12 protein-coding genes are annotated in these 16,216 nt (G+C 72.0%); 7 read left to right on the top strand and 5 right to left on the bottom strand.

Annotation, left to right across the window (positions count from 1 at the left end; all coding sequences use genetic code 11):
- Positions 1 to 53: 53 nt before the first annotated feature.
- Both cydD and ACIP89_RS07975 read left to right on the top strand, forming a co-directional pair.
- Positions 54 to 3,581 (top strand): thiol reductant ABC exporter subunit CydD, encoded by a 3,528-nt coding sequence (gene cydD / locus ACIP89_RS07980; protein ID WP_402113755.1) that lies wholly within the window; start codon positions 54 to 56, stop codon positions 3,579 to 3,581.
- 160 nt (positions 3,582 to 3,741) lie between these two features.
- Positions 3,742 to 5,529 carry a GAF domain-containing sensor histidine kinase gene (locus tag ACIP89_RS07975; protein WP_401926002.1) on the top strand — a complete coding sequence of 596 codons (1,788 nt, stop codon included), beginning with the start codon at positions 3,742 to 3,744 and terminating at the stop codon, positions 5,527 to 5,529.
- A 300-nt stretch (positions 5,530 to 5,829) separates the two neighbouring features.
- Here the strand turns inward: ACIP89_RS07975 and ACIP89_RS07970 are convergent, their stop codons facing one another.
- Positions 5,830 to 6,696, bottom strand: coding sequence for a Cof-type HAD-IIB family hydrolase (locus ACIP89_RS07970; protein WP_402113752.1), 867 nt, complete (start codon positions 6,694 to 6,696; stop codon positions 5,830 to 5,832).
- Positions 6,697 to 6,885: 189 nt separating this feature from the next.
- Here ACIP89_RS07970 and ACIP89_RS07965 point away from each other — a divergent pair, with 189 nt between their 5' ends.
- Both ACIP89_RS07965 and ACIP89_RS07960 read left to right on the top strand, forming a co-directional pair.
- On the top strand, positions 6,886 to 7,740 hold the full coding sequence (locus ACIP89_RS07965; RefSeq protein ID WP_402113749.1) for an isocitrate lyase/phosphoenolpyruvate mutase family protein: 855 nt from the start codon (positions 6,886 to 6,888) through the stop codon (positions 7,738 to 7,740).
- Between the two features lie 70 nt (positions 7,741 to 7,810).
- Positions 7,811 to 8,713, top strand: a complete 903-nt coding sequence (locus tag ACIP89_RS07960; protein ID WP_402113747.1) for an LLM class flavin-dependent oxidoreductase — start codon at positions 7,811 to 7,813, stop codon at positions 8,711 to 8,713.
- Between the two features lie 72 nt (positions 8,714 to 8,785).
- On the opposite strand, the gene ACIP89_RS07955 is transcribed toward ACIP89_RS07960, so the two are convergent.
- The 4 genes from ACIP89_RS07955 to ACIP89_RS07940 all read right to left on the bottom strand — a co-directional run bounded on the left by ACIP89_RS07955 (position 8,786) and on the right by ACIP89_RS07940 (position 13,071).
- Complete coding sequence (locus ACIP89_RS07955) at positions 8,786 to 9,328, bottom strand: RNA 2'-phosphotransferase (protein WP_402113744.1); 543 nt, start codon at positions 9,326 to 9,328, stop codon at positions 8,786 to 8,788.
- 148 nt (positions 9,329 to 9,476) lie between these two features.
- Entirely contained in the window at positions 9,477 to 10,445 is a 969-nt protein-coding gene (locus ACIP89_RS07950) for a MerR family transcriptional regulator (protein ID WP_402113741.1), read from the bottom strand.
- The gene (locus ACIP89_RS07945) at positions 10,442 to 12,223 is read right to left on the bottom strand and encodes an SDR family oxidoreductase (protein ID WP_401925128.1); all 1,782 of its coding nucleotides are present in this window, start codon (positions 12,221 to 12,223) and stop codon (positions 10,442 to 10,444) included. Before ACIP89_RS07945 ends, ACIP89_RS07950 begins: the two co-directional genes overlap by 4 nt.
- Entirely contained in the window at positions 12,220 to 13,071 is an 852-nt protein-coding gene (locus ACIP89_RS07940) for a M24 family metallopeptidase (RefSeq protein ID WP_401925986.1), read from the bottom strand. Before ACIP89_RS07940 ends, ACIP89_RS07945 begins: the two co-directional genes overlap by 4 nt.
- 326 nt (positions 13,072 to 13,397) lie before the next feature.
- On the opposite strand from ACIP89_RS07940, the gene ACIP89_RS07935 reads away from it, so the two are divergent.
- The 3 genes from ACIP89_RS07935 to ACIP89_RS07925 are packed head-to-tail and all read left to right on the top strand — an operon-like array spanning position 13,398 to position 16,193.
- Positions 13,398 to 14,387 (top strand): ABC transporter ATP-binding protein, encoded by a 990-nt coding sequence (locus ACIP89_RS07935; RefSeq protein ID WP_402114553.1) that lies wholly within the window; start codon positions 13,398 to 13,400, stop codon positions 14,385 to 14,387.
- Positions 14,377 to 15,285, top strand: a complete 909-nt coding sequence (locus ACIP89_RS07930) for an ABC transporter permease (protein WP_401925132.1) — start codon at positions 14,377 to 14,379, stop codon at positions 15,283 to 15,285. The genes ACIP89_RS07935 and ACIP89_RS07930 overlap by 11 nt, the downstream gene beginning before the upstream one ends.
- Entirely contained in the window at positions 15,282 to 16,193 is a 912-nt protein-coding gene (locus ACIP89_RS07925; RefSeq protein ID WP_401925135.1) for an ABC transporter ATP-binding protein, read from the top strand. The genes ACIP89_RS07930 and ACIP89_RS07925 overlap by 4 nt, the downstream gene beginning before the upstream one ends.
- Positions 16,194 to 16,216: the final 23 nt, after the last annotated feature.

The following is a 16,216-nucleotide window of genomic DNA, read 5'->3' as shown; positions in this document are numbered from 1 at the left end:
CGCAACGCAGTGAATGCCTTCCTGACCGAGCCGAGTCCCCTGGGGTGTTTCACGTGAAACCGATCGACCCGCGTCTGCTCCGCCACGCCCGTGCCACCCGCCTCTTCCTGGTGGCCGTGGTGGTACTCGGACTGGCCGGAGCGGCGCTGGTCATCGCCCAGGCGATGCTCGTCGCCGAAGTGGTGGTGGGCGGCTTCGAGGACGGGCTCACCGGGTCCGGACTGCGTACGCCGCTCCTGCTGCTCGCGGCGGTCGCGCTCGGCCGGGCCCTGGTCTCCTGGCTCACCGAACTGGCCGCCCACCGGGCCGGTGCGGCCGTCAAGTCGGAGCTGCGCGGCCGGCTGCTCGACCGGGCGGCGGCGCTGGGACCGGAATGGCTGAGCGGGCAGCGCACCGGCTCGCTGGTGACGCTCGCCACCCGGGGCATCGACGCGCTGGACGACTACTTCGCGCGGTATCTGCCGCAGCTCGGGCTCGCCGTGGTGGTGCCGGTGGCGGTGCTCGCCAGGGTGGTCACGGAGGACTGGATCTCGGCGGCGATCATCGTCGTCACCCTGCCACTCATCCCGCTCTTCATGATCCTGATCGGCTGGGCGACCCAGTCGCGGATGGACCGCCAGTGGCGACTGCTCTCGCGGCTCTCCGGCCACTTCCTCGACGTGGTCGCCGGGCTGCCGACGCTGAAGGTCTTCGGCCGGGCCAAGGCCCAGGCCGAGTCCATCCGCACCATCACCTCGCAGTACCGGCTGGCGACCGTACGCACGCTGCGGATCGCCTTCCTGTCGTCCTTCGCCCTGGAGCTGCTGGCGACCCTCTCGGTGGCCCTCGTCGCCGTCACCATCGGCATGCGGCTGGTCCACGGCGAACTGGACCTCTACACCGGCCTGGTGGTGCTGATCCTCGCGCCGGAGGCCTATCTGCCGCTCCGGCAGGTCGGGGCGCAGTACCACGCCGCGGCCGAGGGCCTCTCGGCCGCGGAGGAGATCTTCTCGGTCCTGGAGACCGAGCCGCCTACCGGCGGTACACGGGAGGTTCCGCCGTCACCGCGACTGGAGCTCCAGGGCGTGACCGTCCGGCACCCGGGGCGCACCGAGCCCTCGCTCGCCGGGGCCTCGCTGGTGGTGGAGGAGGGGGAGACCGTCGCCCTGGTCGGCCCGAGCGGCGTGGGCAAGTCCACCCTGCTGAACGTGGTGCTGGGATTCGCCGCACCGGACGAGGGGCGGGTACGGGTCGGCGGAACCGATCTGGCGGACCTCTCCCCCGAACGCTGGCGTGAGCGGATCGCGTGGGTCCCGCAGCGCCCGCACCTCTTCGCCGGCACGATCGCGGAGAACGTCCGGCTGGCCCGGCCGGAGGCGGACGACAGTGCGGTGACGGCCGCACTGCGCGACGCCGGGGCGTACGACTTCGTGGCGGCCCTGCCGGACGGCGCCGCCACCCTGCTCGGTGAGGACGGCGCGGGCCTCTCCGCGGGACAGCGGCAGCGTCTGGCGCTCGCCCGCGCGTTCCTCGCCGACCGGCCGGTGCTGCTGCTCGACGAGCCGACCGCGAGCCTGGACGGTGAGACGGAGGCGGGCATCGTCGAGGCGGTACGCCGACTGGCGGCCGGGCGGACCGTGCTGCTGGTGGTGCACCGGCCGGCGCTCCTCTCGGTCGCCGACCGGGTGGTGACGCTGGAGCCGGGACCGGCGGACGGACCGGCCGGGCCCGCTGTCGCCGCCGTGGTACCGCGCCAGGCAGCGGCCCCCGGCGACCTCATCGGCGGCGAGGCGGCGCGGGAGCCCGAGGTGCCGCGGGACACCGCGGCCCGGACCGGGCACGTGCTGGCCCGGGTCAGGGAGGCCGCCGGGGCACAGCGCGGCCGGCTCGCGCTCGCCCTGCTGCTGGGCAGCCTCGCGCTGGGCTCCGCGGTCGGCCTCATGGCCGTTTCCGGCTGGCTGATCTCCCGCGCCTCCGAACAGCCCCCGGTGCTGTACCTGATGGTCGCGGTGACGGCGACCCGCGCCTTCGGCATCGGACGGGCGGTCTTCCGCTACGCCGAACGCCTCGTCTCGCACGACGCGGTGCTCAGGATGCTCGCCGCGCTGCGCGTCGACGTCTACCGGGGCCTGGAGCGCATCGCGCCCGCGGGACTGCGCCGGACCCGGCGCGGGGATCTGCTCTCGCGGCTCGTCGCTGATGTGGACGCCCTCCAGGACTACTGGCTCCGCTGGCTGCTGCCCGCCGGAACCGCGCTCTTCGTCGGCGCGGCCGCCGCCGGATTCACCGGCTGGCTGCTGCCCGAGGCGGGCGTCGTGCTCGCCGCCGGACTGCTGCTCGCCGGGGTCGGCGTCCCGCTGATCAGCGGCGCCTGTGCCCGGCGCACCGAACGCCGGCTGGCGCCCGCCCGCGCCGAGCTGGCGACCCGGATCACCGACCTGCTGGGCGGGACCGCCGAACTGACCGTCGCGGGCGCGCTGCCCGCACGCTCGGCCCGGACCCGGGAGGCCGACGGCGTCCTCACCCGGATCGCCTCCCGGGCGGCGACCGCCACCGCGCTCGGCGGCGGACTCACCGCGCTGATCGGCGGCCTCACCGTGGTCGCCGCCGCGCTCGTCGCCCTCCCCGCGGTGGCCGACGGCCGGCTGGCCGGGGTGGAGCTCGCCGTCGTCGTCCTCACCCCGTTGGCCGCCTTCGAGGCCGTCACCGGTCTCCCGCTCGCCGTCCAGTACCGGCAACGGGTCAAGCGCAGCGCGGAGCGGGTGTACGAGGTGCTCGACGCCCCGGTGCCGGTGCGCGAACCCGCCGTCCCGGCCGAGGCGCCTGCGTCGCCCTTCCCGCTGGAGGTACGGGGTCTGTCCGCCCGGTACGCGGGAGCGGAGCACGACGCCCTGGGCCGCGTGGACCTCACGCTGGAGGCCGGAAAGCGCATCGCGGTCGTGGGTCCCTCGGGTTCCGGGAAGACCACGCTCGCCCAGGTGCTGCTCCGCTTCCTGGACGCGCGGGCGGGGACGTACCGGATCGGAGGCGTGGAGGCCTCCGCGCTGGACGGGGACACGGTCAGGCGTTTCGTCGGGCTGTGCGCGCAGGACGCCCACATCTTCGACAGTTCCATCCGGGAGAACCTGCGTCTCGCCCGTACCGGAGCGAGCGACGCGGAGCTGTGCGACGCGCTCGCACGGGCCCGGCTGCTCGACTGGGCCCAGGCGCTGCCGGACGGGCTGGACACCCTGGTCGGTGAGCACGGCGCCCGCCTCTCCGGCGGCCAGCGCCAGCGGCTCGCGCTGGCCAGAGCGCTGCTGGCGGACTTCCCCGTGCTCGTTCTGGACGAGCCCGCGGAGCACCTCGACCTGCCGACCGCCGACGCGCTGACGGCCGACCTGCTGGCGGCCACCCGGGGGCGCACGACGGTGCTGATCACCCACCGGCTCGAAGGCCTGGACGCGGTCGACGAGGTGGTGGTCCTGGACGCGGGAGCGGTGGTGCAGCGAGGCCCGTACGCGGCTCTCGTGGCGGTGGACGGTCCGCTGAGCCGGATGCTGGCGCGCGAGCGCGAGACGGTACGGGAGCCGGAGGGGGCGTCGCCGGGCGTGCGGGTCTGAGGGGCTGAGGATCTGCGGGCCTGCGGGCCTGCGGGCCCGCGGGCCCGCGGGCCTGCGGGTCTAAGGGTCTGAGGGGCTGAGGGGCCCCGCCGGGCTTCGGCTTCCCCTGACAACCCGGCTTCGACTTTCCCCAATAAAAGGGACTAACTACGCTCTGGGTATGTCAGAGCAGGGTCCGAAGGACTCGAAGGATTCGAAGCACCGGGAGCAGCCGAAGGAATCGGCGCGTCCCGGGGATCCCGAGCACACCGCGCGCCCGGAGGGGCCGCTCGAAGCCGCGACGGAGGCGACCCGCAGTCTGCGGGGGCTGTCCACCGAACTCACCGCCCGCGTACCGCAGCTGCTGGAAGCCATGCGGTCCGTCGGCACCGGGCTCGAACTGCACACCACCCTCGACCGGATCTGCGAGACGGCGGCCGAACTGGCCCACGCCCGCTACGCGGCCATCGGCGTCGTGGACGAAGAGGGCAGGGGCCTCTCCGACTTCGTCACCCATGGAGTCCCGGAGTCGGTGGCGCGCGAGATCGGCCACCGGCCGGACGGACACCGGGGGCTGCTCGGCGCGCTGATCCACGACCCCCGCCCTGTGCGGCTCGCCGATCTGACGGCCGATCCGCGGTTCGCCGGATTCCCGCCGGGCCACCCCCCGATGCGGACGTTCCTCGGCGTTCCGATCCGGGTGCAGGGCGAGATCTTCGGCAATCTCTATCTGTCCGAGAAGGAAGGCGGGGGCGAGTTCACCGACTACGACCTGCACATGGTGCGGGTGCTGGCCACCGAGGCGGGCATCGCCATCGGCAATGCCCGGCTGTACGAGGCCGCCCGGCAGCGAGAGCGGTGGATCGACGGCTCGGTGGCCGTGACCACCGCCCTGCTCTCCGGCGGGGACGCCGACGACGCGCTCGCGGTCGTGGCCGAACAGGCCCGCCACCTCGCCGCCTCGGCCGCCGGGATCGTGCTGCTGCCCGCCGAGGACGGCGGCCTGGAGATCGTCGCCGTGTCCGAGACGGAGCCGACCGGGGCGCTCGGGGTGATCATCCCGGCGCAGAGTCCGGTGGTGGGGATGCTGCTGGGCGGCGAGGCCGTCTTCGTGGACGACTCGGCCACCGACTCCCGCATGATCACCACGCTGGCGGACCGGTTCGGGCCGAGCATGCTGCTTCCGCTGCACAGCGGTGGCCGGGTGCTCGGGGCGCTCGCCACCCCGCGCGCCCGGGGCGGCCGGCCGTTCACGGAGACGGAGCGGACCCTCGCCGCCCAGTTCGCCTCGCAGGCGGCGCTGGCGCTGATGATGGCGGAGGCGCAGCGGGACCGGGAGCGGCTCGCGGTCTACGAGGACCGCGACCGGATCGCCCGCGACCTGCACGACCTGGTCATCCAGCGGCTGTTCGCCACCGGGATGATGCTGGAGAGCGCTCAGCGCCGGTCGCAGGTGCCGGAGGTGCAGACCGGCGTCGGCCGTGCGGTCGACGAGCTGGACGTGACCATCCAGGAGATCCGTACCGCCATCTTCGCGCTGCAGCAGGAACCGGCCGAGGCACCGTCCGGGCTGCGCACCCGGGTGCTGCGTGAGATCAACATGGCGGCGGTCCCCCTGGGCTTCAAGCCTTCGCACCGGTTCGTCGGTCCGGTCGACGCGCTGGTCGGCGAGCTGGCCGGGAAGAACCTGATCGCGGCGTTGCGGGAGGCTCTCTCCAATGCCTTCCGGCATGCCGTGGCGTCCCGGATCGATGTGGTCGTGGACGCGACCGCCACGCTTCCCGACGGGCGGGACGCGGTGCGGCTCACGGTCGCGGACGACGGCGTGGGCATCCCGCCGGGCGGCCGGCGCAGCGGACTGCGGAATCTGGCCCGCCGGGCGGAGTCGCTGGGCGGGGCCAGCTGGTTCGGACCCGGCCTGGGGGAGGACGGCGGCGGTACGGCGGTGGTGTGGCAGGCACCGCTGTGACGGCCCGGTGCGCACCGCCATGCGGGCGCGCTCGCGCTTGCTCGGCGGTCACTGCCGTGCGTGCGGGCTTGCGCTCGATCGGTGGTTACTGGCGTGCGTGCGGGCTCGTGCTTGCTCGGCGGTCACTGCCGTGGGTGCGTGCGGGCTCGCGCTTGCTCGCCGGTTACTGCCGTGCGTGCGGGCTTGCGCTCGATCGGTGGTTACTGGCGTGCGGGAGGTCGCGCTTGTTCGATGGTCCACTGTCGTGCAGGGGGTCGCGCTTGTTCGGTGGTCACTGTCGTGCGGGGAGTTCGCGCTCGTTCAGTGGTCACTGCGGGAGAGCGCCCGCTGCGCGATGATGCGCTCGATGACGACCGCGACGCCGTCCTCGTTGTTGGTGGCCGTGCGGCCGGTGGCCGCCGCCAGAGCGGCCGGATGGGCGTTGCCCATCGCGTAGGAGGTGCCGGCCCAGCTCAGCATCTCCACGTCGTTGGGCATGTCACCGAACGCGACGACCTCGGCGGGCGAGACGCCACGCTCGGCGCAGCACAGCTCCAGCGTGCTGGCCTTGGAGACGCCGGGACCGCTCACCTCCAGGAGCGCGCTCGGGCTGGACCGGGTGAACGAAGCCCGGTCGCCCGCGGTGTCACGGGCCAGGGCGAGGAAGTCGTCCGGGGCCAGCTCGCCGTGGTGGGCGAGGAGCTTCAGCACGGGTGCGCCGGTGCCGGGCGTCTCCTCGCGGAGCAGCTTCTCCGCGAGGGCCACGGTGGCGCCGGGGTGGAGGTGGAAGGCCGGGTAGGCGGGCTCGTAGTGGATACCGGTGGTCAGCTCGACGGCGAAGGAGGTGCCGGGGGCGGCCGTGCGCAGCGTGTGCACGACGTCGAGGGCGGCCTCCCGCTCCAGGGCGCGGACCTTCAGCAGCCGGCCGCCGTCGTGCAGGTCCGCGACGGCGGCGCCGTTGGCGCAGATCGCCAGCCCGTGGCCGTGGACGTGGTCGCTGACGACACCCATCCAGCGGGCCGGGCGGCCGGTGACGAAGAAGACCTCGATCCCGGCCTCCTCCGCGGCGGCGAGCGCCGCGACCGTACGGTCCGAGACGGTCTTGTCGTCGCGCAGGAGGGTGCCGTCCAGGTCGGTGGCGATCAGCCGGGGAGCGGCGGGGAGAGGGTGATCGGTAGCTGAGGTCACCGTTCCATTCTCACGTACCGGGGTGCACGGGCGTGCGTAGGGGCGCACATCTGAGTGAGCGCGCCTCTGAGCAGGAGGTATTCCTCCGGCATATGCCCTTCGTTCCACTTGCGCCACGGCGGCCGGACTGGACATCCTGCCGGGGCGATCCGCGTGGCTGTTTCCGAGGACCTGATGGGGAGAGCGAAAGTGCGACTGTCTTTGACGGAGCTGCGGTCCAGGGGCGCCGCGTTCCGGGAACTGCACAACGGGCCCGACCCCTTCGTGATCCCGAACCCGTGGAACGCGGGCACCGCCCGGATTCTGGCCGGGCTCGGGTTCTCGGCGCTCGCGACGACCAGTGCCGGTCTCGCCGTCGCTCTCGGCCTGCCGGACGGCGCGAATCTGCTGGACCGCGACCTGGTGCTCGCGAACGCCGGTGAGATCGCCGCCGCGACGCCGCTGCCGGTCTCCGCCGACCTGGAGAGCGGCTTCGCGCAGACCCCGGACGGCGTTGCCGAGACCATTCGCGCCGCGGCGGAGGCGGGGCTGGTGGGCGGCTCGGTCGAGGACGCCACCGGGCTGCCCGGTGATCCGGTCCGTCCGCTCGCGGAGGCGGTGGACCGGGTGGCGGCGGCGGTGGAGGCGGCGCGCGGACTGCCCTTCCCCTTCACCGTCACCGCACGCGCCGAGAACTTCCTCTACGGGCGCCCCGACCTCGACGACACGGTCCGTCGTCTGCAGGCGTACGAGGAGGCGGGTGCCGACGTCCTGTACGCGCCAGGACTGCCGTCGGCCGAGGCGGTGCGCACCGTGTGCACCTCGGTCGGGCGGCCGGTCAACGTCCTTGCGGGGAGCCAGCAGCCGGCGTTGGACGTGGCAGCGCTCGCGGCCTGCGGAGTGCGCCGGATCAGCCTCGGTTCGACCCTGTCCCGGGCCGCGCTGGGCGGATTCGTCCGGGCGGCCCGCGAGGTGCTCGACCACGGGACCTTCGACTTCGCCGCACAGGCCCCGCCGTACGGAGACGTGAACCGGTGGATGACAGGTCCGCGCGACGTCCGGTGACCGGCGGCCGGGCTCCGGCGGCAAGCTTCCCCGGGCGGCCCGGCCGGTCCCCGGCACGTAGGCTCGGATCATGAGTCTGCGCCTGAGCACCGTGATCCTCCCCGTCGACCGCTGGCACGAGGGAGGCCGGGCGAAGTGGCAGCGCGCCGAGGAGCTCGGCTTTCACACGGCGTATACCTACGACCACCTCTCCTGGCGCACCTTCCGGGACGGCCCCTGGTTCGGCGCCCTGCCCACCCTCACCGCCGCCGCGACGGCCACCACCCGTCTCCGGGTGGGAACCCTCGTCACATCCCCGAACTTCCGTCATCCGGTTCCGCTCGCCAAGGAGCTGATCTCCCTCGACGACATTTCCGGCGGACGGCTCACGCTGGGGATCGGGGCGGGCGGGGACGGCTTCGACGCCACAGCGATGGGGCAGAAGGCGTGGACGCCGCGCGAGCGCGCCGACCGCTTCGGGGAGTTCGTGCCGCTGCTCGACCGGCTGCTCACCGAGGACGCGGTGACGCAGGAGGGGGCCTTCTACTCGGCGGTCGAGGCCCGGAACATCCCGGGCTGCGTACAGCGTCCCCGGCTGCCCTTCGCCGTCGCCGCCACCGGCCCGCGCGGGCTCGGGCTCGCCGCCCGGTACGGGCAGGCGTGGGTGACCACGGGCGACCCGAAGCTGTACGAGGAGGGCACACCGGCGCAGTCGGACGAGGCGCTGCGCGGGCAGGTACTGAGGCTCGGGGCGGCGTGCGGGAAGGCCGGGCGGGACGTGGCCGAGCTGGACAAGGTGCTGCTCACGGCGTTCACCCCGGACCGCTCCAGGATGCTTGATTCGGTGGACGCCTTCGTGGACTTCGCGGGCCGGCACCGGGAGATCGGCTTCACCGAGATCGTGGTCCACTGGCCGATCCCGGACTCCGGCTTCGCCGCCGATCAGGGCGTCTTCGAGCGCATCGCGACGGAAGCCGTCCAGCAGCTGGGCTGAACTGCCGCTGTCCCGTTTCCGAGGGGATGAGGAGACGGCTCCGGACCACCGGGGCCCTCCCGCCGCCCCGGGTCAGCCGGGCAGCCGCAGGTACTCCGGGGGCACCGCGTCGGTGAGCCAGACCCCGTTGGCGCTGACGCGGAAGGTGTGACCGGCCAGGTGCATCGCGCCGGTGTCCACGGACAGCACGACGGGCCGGCCGCGCCGGGCTCCGACGCGGTGCGCCGTCTCACGGTCCGGCGAGAGGTGTACGTGGGTGCGGTTCATCGGACGCAGCCCCTCGCTGCGGATCGCGTCCAGGAACCGGCCGACCGTGCCGTGATGGAGGTACGCGGGCGGTTCGGCCGGCGGCAGGTCCAGGTCCACGTCGACGGTGTGCCCCTGGCTCGCCCGGATGCGGCCGCCCTCCACGGCGAAGCGCTGCTTGTCGTTCGTGGCGACCACGTGGTCGAGCTCGGCCCTGGTGAGCGGGAACCGGTGGCGGGCCGTGGCCCGGAGCAGCTCTTCGATGGCCACCCAGCCATGTGCGTCGAGCTGGAGTCCGATCCGTTCCGGCTGATGCCGGAGGTGCTTGGAGAGGTACTTCGACACCTTCACGGTGCGTCTTTCATCCATCCGTCCAGGGTGCCCGCGGAGCCTTCTCCGGCGCATCCGGATTTCGTTCCGGATCCACAGGGGCAAATCTTGTGCACAGGTTTGATCCACAGCCAACTCAAGTTATCCACAGGGAATTTGGCGTTTCTGTGGACAAGTGCCGTACGCTTTAGTCTATTTGGTGAAGTTTCTTTGTTTTTGCGTGAGATGACGTAAGTGTGTCCAATGTCCTGGCCTGTAGCTCGCGTTCGGTGGCCGCGGTGATGAAGGCTGCGGCCTGATCACGGCCAACCAGCCTTTCCACAGCCGTGATTGTTCCGGGCGGCAGCGCCACCGGCACCGGCGGATGTGCGGTGGCTCCCGAGGTGAAGGGCTCCTCCGTGGTGAGGTGGTGTTCCAGATGCCGGGTGGCGAACGTCCGCATCGCCCGCGCGAGTTCGGCGTCCACCGTCTGCTGGGCGAGCGGGCGGAGCCTGCGTACCAGTGACGCGGCCTCGGCGGCGTCCGCGTCGGTCGGCGGCCGATGGCCGAGATAGCGGGCGAAGACGTGCTCGGTCGTGAACTCCAGGAAACGGGAGGCTATCTGCTCGACCTGGCCCCGAAGTTCCCTCAGGTGCCCGGAGATCGCGCTGAGCGGAACGCCCGCGGCGTGCAACTCCACCGCCACCGACAGTTCCTGGGGGCTCGGCACCAGGAACTCGTCTTCGCGGCCGGGGATCGGCTCCAGCACTCCGAGGTCCACCGCCTCCGCGACAGCCTGCTCGTCCTGGGTGCCGCCGAACCTCACGTCCAGCTCGGCCCTGGTGATCCGGTCCGCACGCTCGTCGGTCCACGGCCCGTGGACCTCCGCGACGAGCCCGAGCACCCCGCCGAGGCCGCGCCCGGTGTCCCATGCCTCCAGCAACTCCTTGATGCTGGCCAGGGTGTAGCCACGGTCGAGCAGGTCGGCGATCTGCCGAAGCCGGGCGAGATGGGTGTCCCGGTACACATTGGCCCGGCCCCGCCGTTCCGGCGTCGGCAGCAGCCCGCGGTCCTGATAGGCGCGGATCGTGCGGACCGTGGCGCCGCTGGCATGCGCCAGGTCCTCGATCCGGTACTCCGCGACCGCCCGTCCGGCCGACGGTCCCGGGCCGGTCACAGCGGCGGCTTCAGCCGGGCGATGCCGCGCAGCGTTCCGGGGCTGAGCCGGGACAGGAACCGGGCGGCGTGCGACTCCGGCGTCACCGGGACGACGGCCTGATTGCGGACGACCGCCCGCAGGACCGCCTCTGCGACCTTCTCCGGCGGGTAGTTGCGGGTTCCGTACAGCTTGCTCGTCCGCTTCCGCAGCCGCTGCTCCTCCGCCGCGTCGGCCCCGGCGAAACGGGCGGTCGCGGTGATGTTCGTGTTCACGATGCCGGGGCAGACCGCGCTGACCCCGATCGACTTCTCGGCGAGCTCGGCGCGCAGGCATTCGCTGAGCATCAGGACAGCGGCCTTCGACGTGCTGTACGCCGGGAGCGCGCGCGACGGCTGATACGCGGCCGCGGAGGCCGTGTTGACGATATGGCCGCCCTGTCCGCGCTCGGCCATCTGCTTGCCGAAGAGCCGGCAGCCGTGGATGACGCCCCAGAGGTTGACGTCGAGGACCTGTTTCCAGTCCTCGACGGTCGTGTCCAGGAACGAGCCGGACAGGCCGATCCCGGCGTTGTTGACCAGCACGTCGACGATCCCGTACTCGGCGGCGACCTTCTCGGCCAGCTTCTCCATGGCCGCCTCGTCACTGACGTCGACCGTTTCCGCCCAGGCGGCCGGGGCGCCGATCAGCCTGGCCAGTTCGGCCGTCCGGGCCGCCCCGTCCGCGTCCCGGTCCACGGCCACCACCCGGGCACCCGCCTCCGCGAAGGCGAACGCGGTGGCCCGCCCGATCCCGCCGGCCGCGCCCGTCACCAGGACGAGCTGCCCGCCGAACCGCTCCGCGTGCGCACCCTTCGGGGCGGTGTCCCGCACCGGGACGCCGCCCTGAGACGCGGACTCGTTGGCGGCGGCGAACTCGTTGATCCAGGAGGCCAGCTGGTCGGGCCTGGTGCGCGGCACCCAGTGCTTGGCCGGCAGCGAGCGGCGGATCAACTGCGGCACCCACGCGTCGAGTCCGTCGTAGAGCTGCTCCGAGAGGAAGATGTCACCCGTCGGGGTGATCAGCTGGACCGGCACGTGCGCGTAGGCGTCGGCGCGGGGCCTGCGCAGCCGGGCCCGGACGTTGTCGCGGTAGAGCCAGGCCCCGTGCGCCGCGTCCTCGGGCAGGGAGGCCGTCGGGTAGTCGCCCGGCGGCACCTTCTCCAGCCGCTCCAGGATGCCGGGCCACCGCTTGCCGAGCGGCCCGCGCCAGGCGAGCTCCGGCAGGACCGGGGTATGCAGCATGTACACGTACCAGGACTTGGCGCCCTGGCCCAGCAGCTGGCCGACCCGGCGGGGAGTGGGCCGGGCCATCCGCTGCTTGATCCAGTGCCCGAAGTGATCCAGGGAGGGGCCGGACATCGAGGTGAAGGACGCGATCCTGCCCTCGGTTCGGCTGACCGTCGCGAACTCCCAGGCCTGGACCGAACCCCAGTCGTGCCCGACCACGTGCACCGGCCGGTCCGGGCTCACCGCGTCGGCGACGGCCAGGAAGTCGTCGGTCAGCTTCTCCAGGGTGAAACCGCCGCGCAGCGGAAGGGGCGCCGTCGAGCTGCCGTGGCCGCGCACGTCGTACAGCACGACGTGCCACCGCTCGGCCAGTTGCCGCGCGACCTGCGTCCAGACCTCCTTGCTGTCCGGGTAGCCGTGCACGAGCACGATCGTCGGACGCGCCGCCTCGCCCAGCTCGACGACGCACAGCTCGATGCCGCCCGTGGCCACCCGGCGCTCGCGCGCCCCCGGCAGATCCAGCAGACTCATGCCGCCACCCTCTCCTCGGCCCAGCGCCGCACATGCGGCAGATCGTCGTCCAGCCAGAAGGCGCTCTGTCCGGGGTCCCGTGAGTCGGTGACGACCAGGATCTCCTCGAACTTCGCGCCGGTACCCCGGAATCCGAGATGGGGCTCGACCGCCCACAGCCCCGGCCGCGGCGGATGGCCGGAGAAGCGGTACGGACTCCAGAGCGGCGACCAGCCCTCCCGGTGCCCGTGTACCGCGTCGCTCAGCAGCCCCTTGAGCGACTGGCTGCCGAATCCGAACACCCTTGGCGACCAGCGTCGTTCGGTGACGCGGTCGACCTTGTGGGCGATGACGCCGAACGGATACGCGCGGTGCCGGTTGGCGTAGCCCTGCCTGACCATCAGGCGGTCGACGTCCTCGTATATCTCGCGCAACGGGCGCCGTTCGCGCACCTCGCGCAGGATCAGCTCGCGGTGGACCTCCAGGTCGGCGAGCAGCCTGTCGTGCAGCGGGTTCAGCCCCAGGCAGCCCGAGTAGCCGACGTCGGCGGTGAATCCTTTGTACACAGGCGCCATGTCGAGTATGAACGGCATCCCCGGCTCCAGCCGCCGGTCGGTCGGGAAGAACTGCAGCGGCACCTTGAAGCCGGTGAACGCCGTGCGGTCCCCGAACCAGGCGAAGGGGAGATGGAACCAGTCCCGCACCCCGCGCCGGCTCAGCCACTCGCGCTGCATCCGGGCGGCGTCCCGCTCGGTCACCCCCGGCCGCAGGCGGGCGGCGACCGCTTCCGCGCAGGCGTAAGCGAGACGTTGCACTTCTCTGAACCCCTGGAGCTCCGGGGCCTGTTGGGCGATCACTCGCGAAGCCATGCCACCGTCCGTTCCCTGCCGTGTGCGGTACGTGCCCGTAACGTGACACTGATGAATGTGACAATGTCCGGCGGCTACGTCAAGAGGTCCGCCGGACCTGTGGACAACTCACCCCGCACCCGACGGCGGCCGAACCGGACCGCCGGTCGCGGCAGCCGGAACCGGAGCTCCGGCCTCCTTCTTTCCGGGGTCCCCCTACGGGTCCGTACATCTGGAGTCTGATGAGAAACCAGCCGCCAGGTCTGACGACTGATGTGGCCCGCGCCACTACCGTCGATGACGTGACAGTCATTGCGACCGAAAGCCTGAGCAAGCGGTTCCCACGGGTGACCGCTCTTGACCGGCTCTCCTTGGACATCGGCCCCGGTGTGACCGGGCTGGTGGGCGCCAACGGAGCCGGCAAGTCCACGTTGATCAAGATCCTGCTGGGTCTGTCTCCCGCCACCGAGGGCCGGGCCGCGGTGCTCGGGCTCGACGTCTCGACCAGCGGCGCCGCCATCCGGGAACGGGTCGGCTACATGCCCGAGCACGACTGCCTGCCGCCCGACGTCTCGGCCACCGAGTTCGTCGTCCACATGGCGCGGATGTCCGGGCTGCCGCCCACCGCGGCACGCGAACGCACCGCGGACACCCTGCGCCACGTCGGGCTGTACGAGGAGCGCTACCGCCCCATCGGGGGCTACTCGACCGGCATGAAGCAGCGGGTGAAGCTGGCCCAGGCGCTGGTCCACGACCCGCAGCTGGTCCTCCTCGACGAGCCGACCAACGGGCTGGACCCGGTCGGCCGCGACGAGATGCTCGGCCTGATCCGGCGGGTGCACACCGACTTCGGCATCTCGGTCCTGGTCACCTCGCACCTGCTGGGCGAACTGGAACGCACCTGCGACCACGTCGTCGTCATCGACGGCGGAGCCCTGCTGCGCTCCAGCTCCACCAGCGACTTCACCCAGACCACCACGACCCTCGCGGTCGAGGTCACCGACAGCGACACCCACCCCGACGGCACCGACGCGCTGCGCCGGGCCCTCACGGACACGGGGATCAAGCTGGTGGGCCTCGACGGCCTGGACGCGGAGGGGCTGCCGGGTGCCGGCCACATCCTGCTGATCGAGGCGACCGGCGAGGAGACGTACGACATCGTCCGCGACAGCGTCGCCGCCCTCGGCCTCGGCCTCGTCCGGATGGAACAGCGCCGCCACCACATCGCCGAGGTCTTCCGTACCGAACAGGCTCCGGCAGCGCAGGCCGTGGCGCAGCACGCGTCCGTGGCCGCCGGAGCCGTACAGCAGAAGGGGAGCGGTAGCGATGAGCACTGAGACCGGCGCCGCGATCGGGAGCGAGACCTCCCGGATCCACAACATCGGCTACCGCGCCTACGACGGCCCCCGCCTCGGCCGGGCCTACGCGCGCCGCTCCCTCTTCTCGCAGTCCCTGCGCGGTTCCTTCGGGCTCGGCCGGTCGGCCAAGTCGAAGGTGCTGCCGATGCTGCTGTCCGGCGTGATGTGCCTGGTCGCCGCGATCATCGTGGCGGTGGCCATCAACATCCCCGACTCGACGAAGCTGCCGATCAAGTACACCTCCTACGCGATCTTCCTCCAGGCGGTCATCGGGCTGTTCCTGGCCTCGCAGGCACCGCAGTCGGTCTCCAGGGACCTCCGTTTCAAGAGCGTGCCGCTGTACTTCTCCCGGCCGATCGAACGGGGCGACTACGTCATCGCCAAGTTCGCCGCCATGGCCTCCGCGCTCTTCGTCCTCACCGGAGCGCCGCTCGTCATCCTCTACGCGGGCGCACTGCTGGCGAAGTTCGACTTCGGCGACCAGACCAAGTGGTTCGCCCAGGGGATGGTCTCGGTGGCGCTGCTCTCCGTGCTCTTCGCCGGTCTCGGCCTCGTGATGGCCGCGCTCACCCCGCGCCGGGGCTTCGGCGTCGCCGCGGTGATCGCCGTACTCACCATCTCCTACGGCGCTGTCTCCACCATCCAGGGCATCGCCTGGTCGACGGGGTCCGGGGGAGCCGTCCCGTGGCTGGGGCTCTTCTCGCCGATCACGCTGGTCGACGGGGTACAGACCGCCTTCCTCGGAGCCGACTCCGCCTTCCCCGGAGGGGAAGGTCCCGGGGCCGGTGCCGGAGTGGTCTATCTGATCGTTGTTCTCGCGCTCGTCGCCGGCTCGTACGCCGTACTGATGCGCCGCTACCGGAGGGTCGGGCTGTGACCACCATCGAGATCGACCACACCTCCCGCTGGTTCGGCAACGTGGTCGCCGTCAACGACGTGAGCATGACCGTGGGGCCCGGCGTCACCGGTCTGCTGGGCCCCAACGGTGCCGGCAAGTCCACGCTGATCAACATGATGGCCGGATTCCTCGCCCCGTCCACAGGCACCGTCACGCTCGACGGAAAGGCGATCTGGCGCAACGAGGCGGTCTACCGGGACATCGGCATCGTGCCCGAGCGGGAGGGCATGTACGACTTCCTGACCGGCCGCGAGTTCGTGGTGGCCAACGCCGAACTGCACGGTCTGGGCGACGCCGAGGCGGCCGCCGCGCTGGCCACGGTCCAGATGGAGTACGCGCAGGACCGCAAGATCTCGACGTACAGCAAGGGCATGCGCCAGCGCGTGAAGATGGCCTCCGCGCTGGTTCACGACCCGTCCGTGCTGCTGCTCGACGAGCCGTTCAACGGAATGGACCCGCGCCAGCGGATGCAGCTGATGGAGCTGCTGCGACGGATGGGGGCGGAGGGCCGCACGGTCCTCTTCTCCTCCCACATCCTCGAAGAGGTCGAGCAACTGGCCTCGCACATCGAGGTGATCGTGGCCGGCCGGCACGCCGCGTCCGGTGACTTCCGGAAGATCCGCCGCCTGATGACGGACCGCCCGCACCGCTATCTCGTACGCTCCAGCGACGACCGCGCGCTCGCCGCCGCACTCATCGCGGACCCGTCGACAGCGGGTATCGAGGTGGACCTGGGCGAGAAAGCCCTGCGCATCCAGGCGGTCGACTTCGGACGGTTCACCACGCTGCTGCCGAAGGTGGCACGCGAGCAGGGCATTCGGCTGCTGACCGTTTCGCCGTCCGACGAATCCCTCGAATCGGTCTTTTCCTATCTCGTAGCGGCCTGAGTAGTGGCCTGAAAGGAGCTGTG

It is taken from the genome of Streptomyces sp. NPDC088730 (assembly GCF_044751215.1).
In the GTDB taxonomy this organism is placed as follows: Bacteria; Actinomycetota; Actinomycetes; order Streptomycetales; family Streptomycetaceae; genus Streptomyces.
The sequence above is the reverse complement of the archived record's forward strand: the minus strand, read 5'-3'. Positions and strand labels throughout refer to the sequence as shown.

Coding starts and splice junctions, on each gene's coding strand:
- ACIP89_RS07940 (WP_401925986.1), bottom strand. CDS start 13,071: ATGGCTTCGCGAGTGATCGCCCAACAGGCCCCGGAGCTCCAGGGGTTC.
- ACIP89_RS07955 (WP_402113744.1), bottom strand. CDS start 9,328: ATGGATGAAAGACGCACCGTGAAGGTGTCGAAGTACCTCTCCAAGCAC.
- ACIP89_RS07930 (WP_401925132.1), top strand. CDS start 14,377: ATGAGCACTGAGACCGGCGCCGCGATCGGGAGCGAGACCTCCCGGATC.
- ACIP89_RS07975 (WP_401926002.1), top strand. CDS start 3,742: ATGTCAGAGCAGGGTCCGAAGGACTCGAAGGATTCGAAGCACCGGGAG.
- ACIP89_RS07960 (WP_402113747.1), top strand. CDS start 7,811: ATGAGTCTGCGCCTGAGCACCGTGATCCTCCCCGTCGACCGCTGGCAC.
- ACIP89_RS07945 (WP_401925128.1), bottom strand. CDS start 12,223: ATGAGTCTGCTGGATCTGCCGGGGGCGCGCGAGCGCCGGGTGGCCACG.